The organism is Wolbachia endosymbiont of Zygogramma bicolorata, from assembly GCF_051130665.1.
GTDB lineage: Bacteria > Pseudomonadota > Alphaproteobacteria > Rickettsiales > Anaplasmataceae > Wolbachia.
Genome location: NZ_CP149530.1, coordinates 1,377,116 through 1,391,239, shown reverse-complemented (window position 1 = coordinate 1,391,239; position 14,124 = coordinate 1,377,116). Strand labels below are relative to the sequence as shown.

The window sequence follows — 14,124 nt, the reverse complement described above, 5'->3', positions numbered from 1 at the left end:
ATTATATTTACCAACTAGACTTTGTAACTCCTGGAACTTGCCCAAAAGAACATAAATCACGCAAAACAATTCTACATAAACCAAATTTTCTATATACTCCTCTTGGTCTCCCAGTTAAAGCACACCTATTTCTAATTTTGGTTTTAGAAGAATTTCTAGGCAATTTTTTAATTAATTTATTTTGAGCTGTAAACCTTTCTACAATAGACAAATTCTTATTATTTATTATAGATTTCAATTTCTCTCTTTTTTCTTTATATTGATCGCACAGCTTTATTCTGCGAAGATTTCTTTCTATCATAGATTTTTTTGCCATATATTTCTCCTCTCAATTAATCAAAAAAAGGAAATTTAAGAGCCAGTAATAATTCCTTTGCTTCCTTATCACTAACTGCACTTGTTATAATATTAATATCCATACCTCTAATTTTACTTATTTTATCATAGTCTATTTCTAAAAACGAGATATGTTCCTTTATACCAAAGGAAAAATTACCATTACCGTCAAATTGCTTCACACTAAATCCTCTAAAATCTTTTTCCCTTGGCAAAGCAATATATATCAATCTTTCTAAAAACTCATACATTTTATCTCTACGCAAAGTTACTTTGCAACCTACTGTAGCACCTTTTCTGATCTTGAAGCCAGAAATAGATTTTTTTGCAAAAGTTGATAAAGGCTTCTGCCCAGCAATCAAATATAGGCTATCAAGTGGTTCATTTATTGCTTTACTATCTGTAGCAGCATCTCCAACGCCCATATTGATACACACCTTGACAAGTTTAGGCACTTGCATGATATTGCCGTAATTAAACTTATCCTTTAAGGACTTTACTATGCTATCTTTATACAATTCTTTAAACATATCAACCTAATCTATCACTTCTCCAGAAACTTTTGCAAAACGCACTTTTCTACCGTCTATAACCTTAAACCCCACTCTAGTTGGAGTTTTATATTTAGGGTCTAATGTTGCAACGTTGGATATATCAATAGCTAACTCTTTATTTAATATACCACCACTACTACCAGCTTTTGGTTTAGTGTGTCTCTTATGTACATTTACCCCAGAAACAATTACTTTCTTTTTAGCATCACATGCCACAACTTTAATCACTTTACCAATTTTTCCCTTATCTCTACCAGTTAAAACTATAACGTCGTCACTACTTTTTATTTTAGCACTCATTATAAAACCTCAACAGCTAATGACATTATCTTCATAAAAGAACCAGATGATAACTTTTTTACCGGACCAAATACCCGAGTGCCAAGTGGTTCACCTTGATCGTTAATCAAAACTACAGCATTGCTAGAAAAACGAATTACAGAACCATCAGATTTTCTAATAGGGCTTTTCACCCTCACCACAACTGCTCTATATACTTTTCCCTTCTCAACCTTCCCTCTTGGAGTAATAGATTTAGTAGATACAATAACTGTGTCACCTATAGATGCAGACTTTCTACCACCCAATAAACCAATACAAAGCACTGCACGCGCACCAGAATTATCAGCTACTTCCAACAATGTATTTTTTTGAATCATATAAATATCCTATTCAATGTGAGCTATTAACAACAACCCATTTTTTAGTAGTAGAAATAGGCTTGTGTTCTTGTATTAAAACCTTGTCCCCTTCTTTACAACTATTATTCTCATCATGTGCTGTATACTTCTTGTATTTTTTTATAACCTTTTTATACAGCTGATCCTTATACACTTGTAATACCGAAACCTTTACAGTCTTATCACACTTAGCCTTAGTTACAGTACCACAAAAAACCTTTTTAGGCATTCTTTTCCTCTCTTCTTCTTTTATTTAATGTAGTTAGAATACGAGCTATGCTCTTTCTTATTAAGCTAAAACGCGAAATATTGTTGCACTGCCCCAACTTCTTTTGAAAAACCAAATTAACAAACTCTTTTCTCAAATTTACAAGAATTTCATGCAATTCTTGTGAAGACCTCGATTCAATGTCAGCTATATCCATTGCAACTCCATTTAATTATGATTAGATACAAATTTACACTTCATAGGAAGCTTAGCGGTTGCCTTTTCAAGCGCCAATCTTGCTAAATGCATGGGAACATCACTGCTAATCTCAAACAACATTCTACCGGGCTTAGCTTTAAACACCCAAAATTCAACACTACTTTTTCCCTTACCCATACGTACATCTGCCGGCTTTTTACTAACAGGGGTATCAGGAAAAATTCTTATCCACACTTTACCAGAGCGTTTTAATGTTCTAGATATTACACGCCTTGCAGTTTCAATATGCTTAGACTGAATCCTACCTGCTTCTACAGCTTTTAAGCCATAATCTCCAAAAGATAATGTGCTACCACCTTTTGTATTACCCTTAATTCGCCCCTTAAATACCTTCTTATATTTACTCTTTTTGGGAACAAACATCTCAATATACCTTAATTACCAATATAAACCCAAACCTTAACTCCTATAATACCATATATAGTTTTTGCTTCACAAAAAGCATAATCTATATTAGCACGTAAAGTGTGTAAAGGCAAACGACCTTCTTTATACCATTCAGTACGAGCTATCTCAGCTCCGCCAAGGCGCCCAGAACAACTTACTTTAATACCTCTAGCACCCATCCTCAAACAACTTTGAATAGCTTTTTTCATCGCTCTTCTAAATGAAACCCTTTTTTCTAACTGTTGTGCAATGCTGCTTGATATTAAAACTGCATCTATTTCAGACCTTTTAACTCCTACTACATTCACTTCCACATTATTTTTTACTTTTTCAGCTATTTTTTGCTTTATCTTCTCAATATCTGAGCCTTTCTTACCTATTATCACTCCAGGTCTAGAAGAATGTATTATTACAGACACCAAATCGATTGTACGCTCTATAATTACTTTAGAAACACCAGCATGCTTAAAAGATTCATTTATATAACTGCGAATAGATAAATCTTGATGCAACCCTTGTTTATAACCCTTCTCAGCATACCAAACAGATGACCAAGTATTAATTATTTTTAACCTAAATCCTTTAGGATTAACGTTTCCCATACTTTTGCACTTTCCTTATTAATTTTCTATTTTTATGAATCATATAATTTCTCCCAATTTTACAGTTATATTACTATAACGTTTACTAACTCTATTAGCTCTACCCATAGCTTTTGGACATACCCTACGCAAAGTAAGAGACTTACCTATTGAAATTTCTTTTATATATAAATTATCGATATCCAATCCATAATTATATTGAGCATTAGCAATCGCAGAATTTAATACCTTCCTTATAAGACCCGCAGCTTTCTTTTCACAAAATCTTAATTGCACAGTGGCAAAAGAAACTTTTTTATTACGTACTAAACCAGCAACCAAATTCAATTTACGAGGAGTTGATTTTAAAACCCTAGAACCAGCTTTAACTATTACATCTCTGTTTTTCATATCAATTACCTTCTTGTCGCCTTTTTATCACCACTATGCCCAGTAAATTTACGAGTGGGCGAAAATTCACCAAACTTATGACCTATCATATTCTGATCATTAACATTAACAGGAATGTAATCCTTACCATTATAAACAGCAAACTTTAAACCTAAACAATTAGGAAGAATTACAGAAGCCCTGGAATGAACTTTTATAGCCATGTTAACAAACCCCTTGTTTAAAGCATTATTCACTGACTTTAATATAGAAGGATGACAAAAAGGAGGCTTCCACGCAGATCTACTCATAAACTAACCTTTCAATTGTTTTATATACTTATCACTAGATTTATTTTTCCTCCGAGTTTTCTTTCCTTTTGTTGCAACACCCCAAGGAGTAACAGGATGACGACCACCAGAGGTTTTTCCTTCCCCACCTCCATGAGGATGGTCAACCGGATTCATTGCAACCCCACGCACAGTAGGTCTAATTCCAAGCCACCTACTTCTTCCAGCTTTACCAAGCTTTCTATTCTTATGGTCAGGGTTAGATACTACACCAATAGTAGCCTTGCAAGAAGATAAAATCAACCTAATTTGACCAGACCTGAGTCGTAATAAAACATATTGGCCATCACGACCAACGATTTGCGCATAACAACCAGCAGCTCTAGCAATCGCAGCACCATTACCTGGCTTCAGCTCAACATTATGAACGAAAGAACCAACAGGTATATACTTGAGTAGCAAACAATTACCTGGCAAAATATCAGCATCATTTCCAGCTGTAACAATATCACCAGGCTTCATACCTTGAGGAGCTAATATATAAGACTTAATATCATCTTCCTTATATGATATTAACGCTAAAAACCCACTTCTATTTGGATCATACTCTATTTTTTCAACTATACCCTGACCACTTCTATTACGCTTAAAATCTATAACTCTATACTTCTTTTTGTGACCACCACCCCTATGACGAGTTGTAATTCTACCATAATTATTTCTTCCACCACTGGACTTTTTACCGGATGTAAGAGACTTTTCTGGCTCATCTTTTGATAAACCAACTTTACTTACTAAGACAGTCCCACGAGAAGACGGAGTAACAGGATTAAAAAATTTCATACCCATATTAAACGCTCATTATATCTAATTTTTGACCATCTATCAAAGAAAAATAAACTTTCTTTTTCTGTTTTTCACAACCAATCACACCCCTGAAACGCCTATATTTAGGCTTAATTCTAACAACATTTATAGAAGAAATTTTAACATCAAATAGAGACTCTATTGCCAACTTTATTTGACGCTTATTTACATTTACAAAAACATACAAAGAATATTTATTAAACTTCTCCCTCAAAAAAGAGGCCTTTTCTGTAATTATAGGAGATTTTATTATATTATTATATTTGATCATAACAATCTACCTTCAAGATGCTTTAAAGTATCCTTTGTCAACATCACGCATTCGTGATTCAATATATCAAAGACATTTAACCCAATAGGTTTGATTAAGTCTACATAATGCAAGTTTCTAACAGCACGCAACAAATCATCTCCATAATCACCAACTATCAAAAAGGAAGAAAATTTAAAATTTTTAATACATTTACACATTTCAGACGTTTTCTTCACATCAATATTTAAATTATCCAGAATAATCACTTGATTATTTAAATACTTTAGAGATAAAGCAATTTTTAAACCAAATTTGCGTACCTTCTTATTAAGAGAATAAGTATGACTCCTCACAACAGGGCCGAAAATAATCCCACCACCTCTAAATTGAGGAGATCGCAAGCTCCCTTGTCTTGCCCTACCGGTACGTTTTTGACCATAAGGTTTAGCTGTTGTACCAGAGACATCACTGATACCTTTTGTTTTATGAGTACCAGCTCTTCTCTTCGCTAATTGCCATCCCACTATATCATGCAAAATACTCAATTTTTGCTTAGCAGAAAATATCAAAGGATTGAGCTGAGCAGTACCTACATTATTATTAGATAGATTAACTAAATTACATTCCATAACTAACTTACCAAATTACTAGCATCATCATTTACATCTAACAGTAAACCTACCGGAAAAGGAACATCTTTATGTAAAGATTTTTTAACTGCATCTCTTACAAAAACATAGGAATTTTTAAACCCAGGAACATTATTACCCTTCACAGCAATTATACTATTTTCATGATCAATGGATAATATCTTCATATTTTGTGCAGTTATTCTGCTGTTACCTAAATGACCAGCCATTTTCTTTCCTTTGAATACTCTACCAGGATCCTGACATTGACCAGTGGAACCTTGTGATCTGTGAGCAATAGAAACACCATGAGATGCCCTAAGCCCACTGAAGTTATGCCGCTTCATCACACCAGCAAATCCTTTACCTATAGAATAACCCGTAATATCAAGATATTGACCAACCACAAAATGATTGATTCCCATTTTTTTACCACATTCTATTCCCGACAGGTCATTTAATCTACTTTCGTATAACTTACATTTATTATTTATACCCTTTTTCTTTAAATATTCCAACTGAGGTTTTGCTATATTTTTAAAATCTCCTGTGCCTAAAATGACTGAATTATAGCCACATTTATCTTGTCCTTTTATATCAACAATATAAGTTTCGCTGAGATGCAATAAAGTTACAGCCATGCGACTATTGTCAGAGTATATAGCAGTATGACCAATATTCGTCATTAATAAACCAATTCTCCTCAGTGAATTTATTCTCTTCATTTCCTTCTCCTAAACCTTAACTTCCTTGACTTTTAAATCCACTTCTACGCCAGCAGAAAAAGATAAACCTGTAAGCATCTGCATCATAGTAGGAGTAAGATCATGTAAAACAATCAAACGCCTAGAAGTTCTCATTTCAAACTGTTCACGAGATTTTTTATCAACGTGAGGAGATCTATTAACAATAAATTTAGAATCTTTTCTTGGCAACGCAATCGGACCAGATAATTTTGCATTGGACCGCTTTAATTCATCAACAAATTTTCGAACACACTCCTCCAATAAAGAACAATCGAAAGCCTTAATGTTAATATATATATCTTGCTTCATCTTAGTTACTACTCTCACTCCAAAATTTCAGAAACAACACCAGAACCAACAGTTCTACCGCCTTCTCTTATCGCAAAACGCAATCCCTTATCCATTGCTATCGGTACTTGCAATTCTACTTCTACACTCACATTATCTCCTGGCATTACCATCTCCTTCCCATCTAGCAATTTTATGCTCCCAGTTACATCCGTTGTCCTTAAATAAAACTGTGGCTGGTAATTCGCAAAAAATGGTGTATGCCTTCCTCCTTCCTCTTGCTTTAATATATAAACCTCCGCCCTAAACTTTCTATGCGGCGTTATCGTCCCCGGTTTTGCTAATACTTGCCCTCTCTCCACTTCTTCTCTTTTTGTTCCTCTTAACAATATTCCTACATTGAGTCCTGCACTCCCCTTATCCAGCAACTTCTTAAACATTTCTACACCTGTGCATATCGTCTTTTGCGTCGCTTTCAGACCTATTATCTCTATCTCTTCTCCCGTCTTTATCTCTCCCTTCTCTATCCTTCCTGTTACCACCGTTCCTCGCCCCGATATCGAAAATACATCCTCGATTGGCAATAAAAATGGTAAATCCACAGGCCTTGGTGGAACTGCCACATACTCATCTAACTTTTCCATCAATTTATCTATTGATTTCTTTCCATATTCGCTACTGTCATCCTCCAGCGCTTTCAATGCAGACCCCACTACCACAGGCACTTCATCCCCTGGAAATCCGTATTTATTCAGCAATTCCCTCACTTCCATTTCTACCAAATCTATCATATCAGCATCAGCAACATCAGCTTTATTTATATACACCACGATATATCCAACACCTACCTGCTTCGCTAGCAATATATGCTCTCTCGTTTGTGGCATTGGCCCATCAACCCCCGACACTACCAATATCGCCGCATCCATCTGTGCTGCACCTACTATCATGTTCTTTACATAGTCAGCATGTCCAGGACAATCAACGTGTGCATAATGCCTTTTTTCCGTCTGATACTCAACATGCGCTGTTGCTATCGTTATCCCCCTTTTCCTTTCTTCTGGCGCCTTATCTATCTGATCGTACGCTACAAAATTTCCATAATGCTTTGTTATCGCCGCTGTTAACGTTGTCTTCCCATGATCCACATGTCCTATTGTTCCCATATTTACATGCGGCTTTCCAAATGCTTCCACTACTGCTGTCATAATTTAAACTTTTCTACCTAAAATACAAATACATCAATAAATAATATGTTGATTTTATAAAAATACAACAAAAAAAAAGAGCGGATAGTGGGAATCGAACCCACGTCACTAGCTTGGAAGGCTAGAGCTCTACCATTGAGCTATACCCGCACAATGGAGGAGGTAGGATTCGAACCTACGTACGCAATGCGGACAGATTTACAGTCTGTTACCTTTAACCACTCGGTCACTCCTCCACAAAAATTTGTTAAGAGAACGCTATTTTAGTACCTTAACTCAAGCTTTTATTGTATTTAATACTAAACGCCTAAAATTAAAAAATCAAGCAATAAAACCTACCCTGATTAAAATCATGCAGATTTCATTTTATACAACACAATATTGCCAATAAAACGTCTAAATAAATAATGCGAATCATGCGTACCTGGCGCTTCTTCTGGATGATATTGCACAGAAAAGACTGAGTAATCCTTCATCATTATTCCCTCTACACTATTATCAAATAGAGAAATGTGAGTAATTTCAACATTACTTGGAAGAGAAGCTGAATCAACAACAAAACCATGATTTTGGCTAGTGATCTCAACTTTTCCACTAATTACATCATAAACTGGATGGTTACTCCCTCGGTGACCAATATCCATCTTGATGGTCTTTGCTCCCAAAGTAATCGCAAGTAATTGATGACCCATGCATATGCCAAAAATTGGTATTTTAGATTTTATAATAATGTCTATCTCTGAAACTACACTTTCTCCTATTTCTTGCGGATCACCAGGACCATTTGAAAGCACTATACCATCTGGATTCATACTCAACACTTTTTGAGCAAAACCTGTGCTTGGTCTGATTAATTCAACTGTACAACCAAGTTCTATTAAGCGTGAAACTATACTGATTTTTACGCCAAAATCAACGATTACAACCCTATATTTTGCATTAAGGTCACTTTTAAAATTACTATGCAAGCTGACTTTATTGGTTATTTCTATCCCATTTACAGATTTGTATTCCTTCAATTTGTCCAACACATGCGTCTCGCTTGACGGGCATATCATTCCACTTTGAGATCCATGTTTTCTCAAATGTCTCGTTAAAGCTCTAGTATCAATTCCTGATATCCCAACCACGTTATTTTTCTCTAACCAATCATTTAAACTGATATATGAAGAAGGGTGGGACATAGAAGAAAGTTCACGCATAACCACACCACTTGCAAAAATTTTCTCTCCTTCATTATCTTTATGGTTTATTCCAATGTTACCAATATGAGGAAAAGTGAACGTTATAATTTGATCAGCAAAAGAAGGATCAGTTATAGTATGCTGATAACCGTTCATACCAGTGGTAAAACAGACCTCACCTATGCACTTGCCTTTTTTACCTACTGATTTTCCCCAAAAGCATTTACCATCTTGTAAAATTAAAACTGCGTCCCGCACTTCATTATCTATTTAACTGATTCAAAACAGTATACAAGAATTTCAAATAATACGTAACTCTTTCTAAAATTCCAAATTTAACCACGAGGCGGCGAAGAACAACATGAAAAAATTTTAACGTGCCCTTTCATAAAATATGTTGACTATCTCCGTATTTTATATTAGGTATACTCCGGCAGTTATGAAATGGAGGTTTATTATATCAAATGAAATCCAACCTAAAAATAAGTTACTAATTGTAGGAGCTGGCTTACTATTCTTTGCGATGGTGTTCCCATCATTTTTTCTCTTAGCAAAAATAGCCATAGGATTAGCTATGATCGCAATTGCAACAATCGCGGTAAAAATTTTCTCAAAAACAATATCAAACGCTCTTGAAAAAGAAAAAGTAGATCAGAATCAGGCAGCACAACAAACAATACAAAGTAAAATTATAAACCTAGCTATTGGATTAACATTTATATTTGCAGGAGGATTATCAATGCTCATTATAGCAAAAACTGGCTTAATTGCAGCATGTGCAGCTATAACTGCTTTAGCTCTACACAAATATGTTAAAAATGAAAAAATAGGAAAAGAGATAAATGATAAATTCGATAAGGTAGCTGACGATACAATCAATTTTATTGTTAGCAATGTTGAAAAACTTATTCCAACAAAGCCGCCAGGCATAGCAGCCTAAACTGTCTCCGTTCAGCAGAGTGGTTTAAGAAACAATAGATAGAAGGTTTTGAAAAGGGTTCAGCCTTCTTTTTATGTCGGTCTTGAGGAACTTCTTGTACAATTAGTTTTTCTTGAGAAAATGAATCTAACATTTTAACACTCCCTTTAACTCTTACATAATATATTGAAAAATAATTAATCTAACTTATAACTTGCACCTTTATCAGCTTGTTAGGTAGAATTATTAAAGAACTAGTTGAACAGACGTTATGACTAAATTCAACTCCATCCACAAGTTCTCCGCTTGTTACTCCAGTTGCAATGAACACTGATTCACCTCTTGCCATGTCTTTTACGGTGTAGATTTTTTCTAGGTCATCAATATTCAGACTTTTTGCTCTTTCTCTTAACTGATCCGTGTCAAATATTAATCTTCCCTCCATCTGTCCACCGATTGAACTTAGCGCTGCAGCCGAAAGCACCCCTTCTGGTGCTCCTCCTATGCCGATATACATATCATGATTGCCATTTACTAGTGAAACTACGGCCGCAACATCACCATCATCTATTAGTTTAACTTTTGCTCCTAACTTCCTGATTTTCACTATTAATTCATCATGCCTTTCACGTTTAAGTACAGTTACTGTAAGATCATTTACTTTACATCCTTTTGCCTTGGCTAAATTGTCTAGATTCTTTTCAATGCTATTTTTTAGTGATACTACACCCTCTGGGAGATTTTTTCCTACTGCTATCTTTTCCATATAAACATCAGGTGCGTGTAAAAAATCACCTTTTTTCGTTGCAGCAAGAACGGACATTGCCCCCTGTTTGTAGTGAGCGCAAATTGTGGTACCCTCAAGTGGGTCAACAGCAATGTCGATTTCAGGACCATTTCCAGTGCCAACCTTCTCGCCAATATATAGCATTGGTGCTGAATCTCTCTCACCTTCACCAATTACGATAGTACCATTTATTTCCATTGAATTTAATACTGTACGCATTGCATCAACTGCAACTTGATCAGCCCTTTTTTCATCGCCGAAGCCTGCTAGTTTATATGCAGCAAGTGCTGCAGCTTCGGTCACTTTAACTAATTTATAGGCTAAATCTTCCATCATTTGCTTTAAGAACTATATTCAATATATATTATGCTGCTTGAAACTGCAATATGTCTTGACTGATTGTGGGAAAGTTGCTATAATAAACTAACATATAGTAGTAGGTTTAGTTATGGCATATAGTAATGATGATAAGGGAATTGCTAGTCTTAAAGATTTGCAAAAGGAACCACAGTGGAAAGAAGTTAATTTTCAAGATAAGTGTGAAGGAGACAATTTATTAGGAGACTTACTTCTAAAACATGCAACCGAAAATAACAACCCACGCGTTAAGGATCTTTTTCTTAGAAATGGGTTCAAGATTCCTCAACAAGAACAGATAACTACAGAGGTAAATGAGGAAAGAGAACCTGATGTAGAAGAAAATGGAGCAGGCAGCAATGCAGCAGATTCTAATAACTCCAGAGGTAGTCAATTTGCTACGTCATACAACAAGATAAAGAAAATTGTAACTAATAACCCTAGTATAACTGCTCAGGAATTTGGTGAGAAGCTTAAAAAAGAGAAAATAGATATAAAAATAACAAACCAGGATGGTTGGACTTTGCTTTATTATGCTGTTCGTTCAGAAGGGCCTAGTATTACCGGCGATCGCAGTATATTCCTAAGGGTTGTTGGATTGCTCACAAATTCAGACATTAAAGTCAATGGTATTCAAGATACGGCTTATACCTTATTAGATCATGCCGCAATAAAAAAACAAGCTGACGTTGTAAAGATACTTTTGAATAGTGGCAAATTTAATGAAGAAGAAAAATTTAACGCTCTGCGTCTTGCTATTGTTCAAGGTAATGTCCAAGAATTTGAGGCATTTTTAGGTTATGTGAATGCTGAAAGCAGACGAGCAGCTTTAGAGTTAGCTATGAATACTACACAAGAAAAAATTACTCAGGTGCTTTTAAACTTTATTACACCAGAAACATCTGATGTAGAAGAAAATGGAAATAGAGCTGGACCCAGCAGCAGTAATGGAAACATTGGTAGTAGACCTGTAAATACACCAAATGGCCAGCTAAATCATAATAACGAAAATAAAACACCTGTATCAACAAGCACTGACCAAACTGCCACACCAAATAATGATAACAAAGCTAACAGCTTCATAGATGCTCAATTTTCTCCACCAAATACACAAGAAACTAAATATAAAGAAAGCAAGGAAAATTTTTATACCTCATTAACAAAAGATGTTGTTCGAGTTGTTGTTACAGGGTTATTCATTGCTGCTGCTGTGATGGTTCCATCTGTGGCTGGTGCGGTGGTTTGTGGTATTATAGCTGCTTTGGTTGCAACATATATCGGATTACATGTAAAAAATTCTATATTACCAAGCTATAGAGAAGTGGAAAAAAATAAAGTTGAACACGTAAGTTCATATATGCAAAAGATGTGATTTAAGAGAAATCTTTGCTAAGCAGGATGTCATCCCAGTGCCCTGACTACTTGGATCCAGAAAACTTAACTTTAAATAAGTGGCTGCATAATAAAGACTAGATTCCAGTGTCAGCTACTTGGATGACACCTCTCTTGGGCTCTTTTAACCCTAAATATTTAAGAAATTTACCAAATGAAAAGAAAGGCAAAAGAAACCCCGGTTAATATCTATTTAAAAACATTGGCGTTTTTTTATGTTTTAAACGTCTAATAACCGCGACTCAGCTGCTTTTAAATGCAACTCACCTTAGTTTAAATGCTTAAGAAATTTGTAACCGTTCACGGAGATAAGGTGGTTTACAAAGTAAGTATAAAAGTGTAAAGAGATAGGAAGCTAAATATGGAATGGGTAAATGACAACAGTGCTGCAAGAAAAGGTTGTAGCAGAAAACGCTAATCTCAAGGAAGAAATAAAAGCACTGATCAGAGAAAATGATAGCTTGAAAGCAAAAATAGTTGAATTAGAAGACAAATTGGGCTTAAATTCGCAAAATTCATCGCTGCCACCATCACGAGATATATATCGTAAGAAAGCAAAAAAGAAAAGTGATAAAAAACCAGGAGGTCAGCCAGGACATAAGGTGCATAAGCGTGAATTAATGGCTGCAGACGAGGTAGTGAGATGCACAATTGATACAATTTGTATGTGTGGAGGTAAGATTACTTTAGAAGATGAAATTATTCATCAGAAGGCAGAGTTGCCAGAAATTAAGCCAATTGTAACTGAGTACAGGTTGCAAAGAGGACATTGTAGAGTATGTAATAAAAGAATTACAGCAAATTTACCCGAAGGTGTTGCAAGAGATTTTCTAGGACCCAATGCTAAAACAGTTATAAGCAGCCTTAGCGGCTTTTTTATTAACTCAAAAAGAGAGGTACAGCAAATTTTGGGCAGTATTTTTAATCTAAATATAAGCCTTGGTTTAGTCTCAAATACTGAACGCAGGGTATCGAAGAAGTGTGCATCTGAATATGAGAAAATGAAGGAAGAGTTGCAAGGAAGCGAGTATTTGCATATAGACGAAACAGGGCACAGAAATCAAGGAAAGAGAGGCTGGAGTTGGGTAATAACAAACAAAGCGTTGACACTTCTGAAGGTAAGCGAGTCTCGTGGTAAGAAGGTGTTGAAGAGTTTACTGCCAGAATATGATGGTATATTTGTGAGCGATAGATACGCTGTATACAATTACTTCAATCGTGAAAATAGACAGATATGTTGGGCACATCTGGCAAGAGATTTTGAGAGATTTGCCCATAGTAAAAATGTTGAAGTGAGCAAAATTGGCCAAGCACTAAAATCGCTCAGCAATAAGGTGTTTGTAGTAGATAAGGCAAAAAAACAAAATTTGATAGATAATTTGAGATTTTATCGACTGGTGCGAAAAATTCGGAAAAGGGTAAAACATTTTTTACGTAAAATGACGAGGGTTGCAAATAGCACTCAAGCTTCAAGAATGGCCGCTAAGATGTTACGATCTGAGGATATGATGTGGAAGTTTTTAAGAAAACCTGAAGTGATAGAAACAACTAATAACCTTGCAGAACGGCAAATTAGACGGTACGTAATTTATCGTAAAAACAGCTTTTTCACCTGGTCAGAACGTGGAGAAAGATTCGTGGAAAGAATGTTGTCGATATTTTTGACATCACGTCTAAATGGCCAGAACCCCTTTCAAAAGCTACAGAATCTAGTAGCTGTCACTGCTTAGTTCTTTAATTCATTCTCACAATCCGTGAACGGTTACGAAATTTACTAAGCAGAAAAAAA

21 protein-coding genes and 2 tRNA genes are annotated in these 14,124 nt (G+C 35.4%); 3 read left to right on the top strand and 20 right to left on the bottom strand.

What is annotated here, in order from left to right; genetic code table 11:
* Nucleotides 1–7 precede the first annotated feature (7 nt).
* The 19 genes from rpsN to carA all read right to left on the bottom strand — a co-directional run bounded on the left by rpsN (nucleotide 8) and on the right by carA (nucleotide 9,138).
* Entirely contained in the window at nucleotides 8–316 is a 309-nt protein-coding gene (gene rpsN / locus WKH12_RS06570) for a 30S ribosomal protein S14 (RefSeq protein WP_064124653.1), read from the bottom strand.
* A gap of 16 nt (nucleotides 317–332) precedes the next feature.
* The gene (rplE, locus tag WKH12_RS06565; RefSeq protein ID WP_010962750.1) at nucleotides 333–866 is read right to left on the bottom strand and encodes a 50S ribosomal protein L5; all 534 of its coding nucleotides are present in this window, start codon (nucleotides 864–866) and stop codon (nucleotides 333–335) included.
* Between the two features lie 6 nt (nucleotides 867–872).
* Entirely contained in the window at nucleotides 873–1,190 is a 318-nt protein-coding gene (rplX, locus tag WKH12_RS06560) for a 50S ribosomal protein L24 (protein WP_434732307.1), read from the bottom strand.
* Entirely contained in the window at nucleotides 1,190–1,549 is a 360-nt protein-coding gene (gene rplN, locus WKH12_RS06555) for a 50S ribosomal protein L14 (RefSeq protein ID WP_006279348.1), read from the bottom strand. Before rplN ends, rplX begins: the two co-directional genes overlap by 1 nt.
* Nucleotides 1,550–1,562: 13 nt before the next feature.
* On the bottom strand, nucleotides 1,563–1,799 hold the full coding sequence (gene rpsQ / locus WKH12_RS06550; RefSeq protein ID WP_264732192.1) for a 30S ribosomal protein S17: 237 nt from the start codon (nucleotides 1,797–1,799) through the stop codon (nucleotides 1,563–1,565).
* Nucleotides 1,792–1,995, bottom strand: coding sequence for a 50S ribosomal protein L29 (gene rpmC / locus WKH12_RS06545; protein ID WP_006279350.1), 204 nt, complete (start codon nucleotides 1,993–1,995; stop codon nucleotides 1,792–1,794). Before rpmC ends, rpsQ begins: the two co-directional genes overlap by 8 nt.
* An 11-nt stretch (nucleotides 1,996–2,006) precedes the next feature.
* Complete coding sequence (gene rplP / locus WKH12_RS06540; protein WP_434732306.1) at nucleotides 2,007–2,420, bottom strand: 50S ribosomal protein L16; 414 nt, start codon at nucleotides 2,418–2,420, stop codon at nucleotides 2,007–2,009.
* 11 nt (nucleotides 2,421–2,431) lie between these two features.
* Nucleotides 2,432–3,046 (bottom strand): 30S ribosomal protein S3, encoded by a 615-nt coding sequence (gene rpsC, locus WKH12_RS06535; protein WP_253309088.1) that lies wholly within the window; start codon nucleotides 3,044–3,046, stop codon nucleotides 2,432–2,434.
* 39 nt (nucleotides 3,047–3,085) lie between these two features.
* Nucleotides 3,086–3,436, bottom strand: a complete 351-nt coding sequence (gene rplV / locus WKH12_RS06530) for a 50S ribosomal protein L22 (RefSeq protein WP_096616838.1) — start codon at nucleotides 3,434–3,436, stop codon at nucleotides 3,086–3,088.
* Between the two features lie 5 nt (nucleotides 3,437–3,441).
* Nucleotides 3,442–3,726 carry a 30S ribosomal protein S19 gene (rpsS, locus tag WKH12_RS06525; RefSeq protein WP_006279181.1) on the bottom strand — a complete coding sequence of 95 codons (285 nt, stop codon included), beginning with the start codon at nucleotides 3,724–3,726 and terminating at the stop codon, nucleotides 3,442–3,444.
* Nucleotides 3,727–3,729: 3 nt separating this feature from the next.
* Nucleotides 3,730–4,554, bottom strand: a complete 825-nt coding sequence (gene rplB, locus WKH12_RS06520) for a 50S ribosomal protein L2 (RefSeq protein ID WP_253309089.1) — start codon at nucleotides 4,552–4,554, stop codon at nucleotides 3,730–3,732.
* 1 nt (nucleotide 4,555) lies between these two features.
* Nucleotides 4,556–4,843, bottom strand: coding sequence for a 50S ribosomal protein L23 (locus WKH12_RS06515; protein WP_064124642.1), 288 nt, complete (start codon nucleotides 4,841–4,843; stop codon nucleotides 4,556–4,558).
* Complete coding sequence (gene rplD / locus WKH12_RS06510; protein WP_434732305.1) at nucleotides 4,840–5,454, bottom strand: 50S ribosomal protein L4; 615 nt, start codon at nucleotides 5,452–5,454, stop codon at nucleotides 4,840–4,842. Before rplD ends, WKH12_RS06515 begins: the two co-directional genes overlap by 4 nt.
* 2 nt (nucleotides 5,455–5,456) lie before the next feature.
* Nucleotides 5,457–6,179, bottom strand: coding sequence for a 50S ribosomal protein L3 (gene rplC / locus WKH12_RS06505; RefSeq protein WP_434732304.1), 723 nt, complete (start codon nucleotides 6,177–6,179; stop codon nucleotides 5,457–5,459).
* 9 nt (nucleotides 6,180–6,188) lie between these two features.
* A complete protein-coding gene (rpsJ, locus tag WKH12_RS06500; RefSeq protein WP_096616846.1) occupies nucleotides 6,189–6,509 on the bottom strand; it encodes a 30S ribosomal protein S10 in 321 nt (106 codons plus the stop codon).
* Between the two features lie 14 nt (nucleotides 6,510–6,523).
* Nucleotides 6,524–7,696, bottom strand: coding sequence for an elongation factor Tu (gene tuf / locus WKH12_RS06495; RefSeq protein ID WP_434732303.1), 1,173 nt, complete (start codon nucleotides 7,694–7,696; stop codon nucleotides 6,524–6,526).
* A 79-nt stretch (nucleotides 7,697–7,775) separates the two neighbouring features.
* Nucleotides 7,776–7,846, bottom strand: a tRNA-Gly gene (locus tag WKH12_RS06490).
* Between the two features lie 4 nt (nucleotides 7,847–7,850).
* Nucleotides 7,851–7,932: transfer RNA gene (locus tag WKH12_RS06485), tRNA-Tyr, on the bottom strand.
* A gap of 114 nt (nucleotides 7,933–8,046) precedes the next feature.
* A complete protein-coding gene (gene carA / locus WKH12_RS06480) occupies nucleotides 8,047–9,138 on the bottom strand; it encodes a glutamine-hydrolyzing carbamoyl-phosphate synthase small subunit (protein WP_434732302.1) in 1,092 nt (363 codons plus the stop codon).
* 181 nt (nucleotides 9,139–9,319) lie between these two features.
* Here carA and WKH12_RS06475 point away from each other — a divergent pair, with 181 nt between their 5' ends.
* A complete protein-coding gene (locus tag WKH12_RS06475; RefSeq protein ID WP_434732301.1) occupies nucleotides 9,320–9,820 on the top strand; it encodes a hypothetical protein in 501 nt (166 codons plus the stop codon).
* Between the two features lie 181 nt (nucleotides 9,821–10,001).
* Here WKH12_RS06475 and glpX read toward each other — a convergent pair whose 3' ends face one another.
* On the bottom strand, nucleotides 10,002–10,919 hold the full coding sequence (gene glpX / locus WKH12_RS06470; RefSeq protein WP_434732670.1) for a class II fructose-bisphosphatase: 918 nt from the start codon (nucleotides 10,917–10,919) through the stop codon (nucleotides 10,002–10,004).
* 115 nt (nucleotides 10,920–11,034) lie between these two features.
* On the opposite strand from glpX, the gene WKH12_RS06465 reads away from it, so the two are divergent.
* Both WKH12_RS06465 and tnpC read left to right on the top strand, forming a co-directional pair.
* Complete coding sequence (locus WKH12_RS06465) at nucleotides 11,035–12,315, top strand: ankyrin repeat domain-containing protein (protein WP_434732300.1); 1,281 nt, start codon at nucleotides 11,035–11,037, stop codon at nucleotides 12,313–12,315.
* A 394-nt stretch (nucleotides 12,316–12,709) separates the two neighbouring features.
* Nucleotides 12,710–14,065 carry an IS66 family transposase gene (gene tnpC, locus WKH12_RS06460; protein WP_434732010.1) on the top strand — a complete coding sequence of 452 codons (1,356 nt, stop codon included), beginning with the start codon at nucleotides 12,710–12,712 and terminating at the stop codon, nucleotides 14,063–14,065.
* Nucleotides 14,066–14,124: the final 59 nt, after the last annotated feature.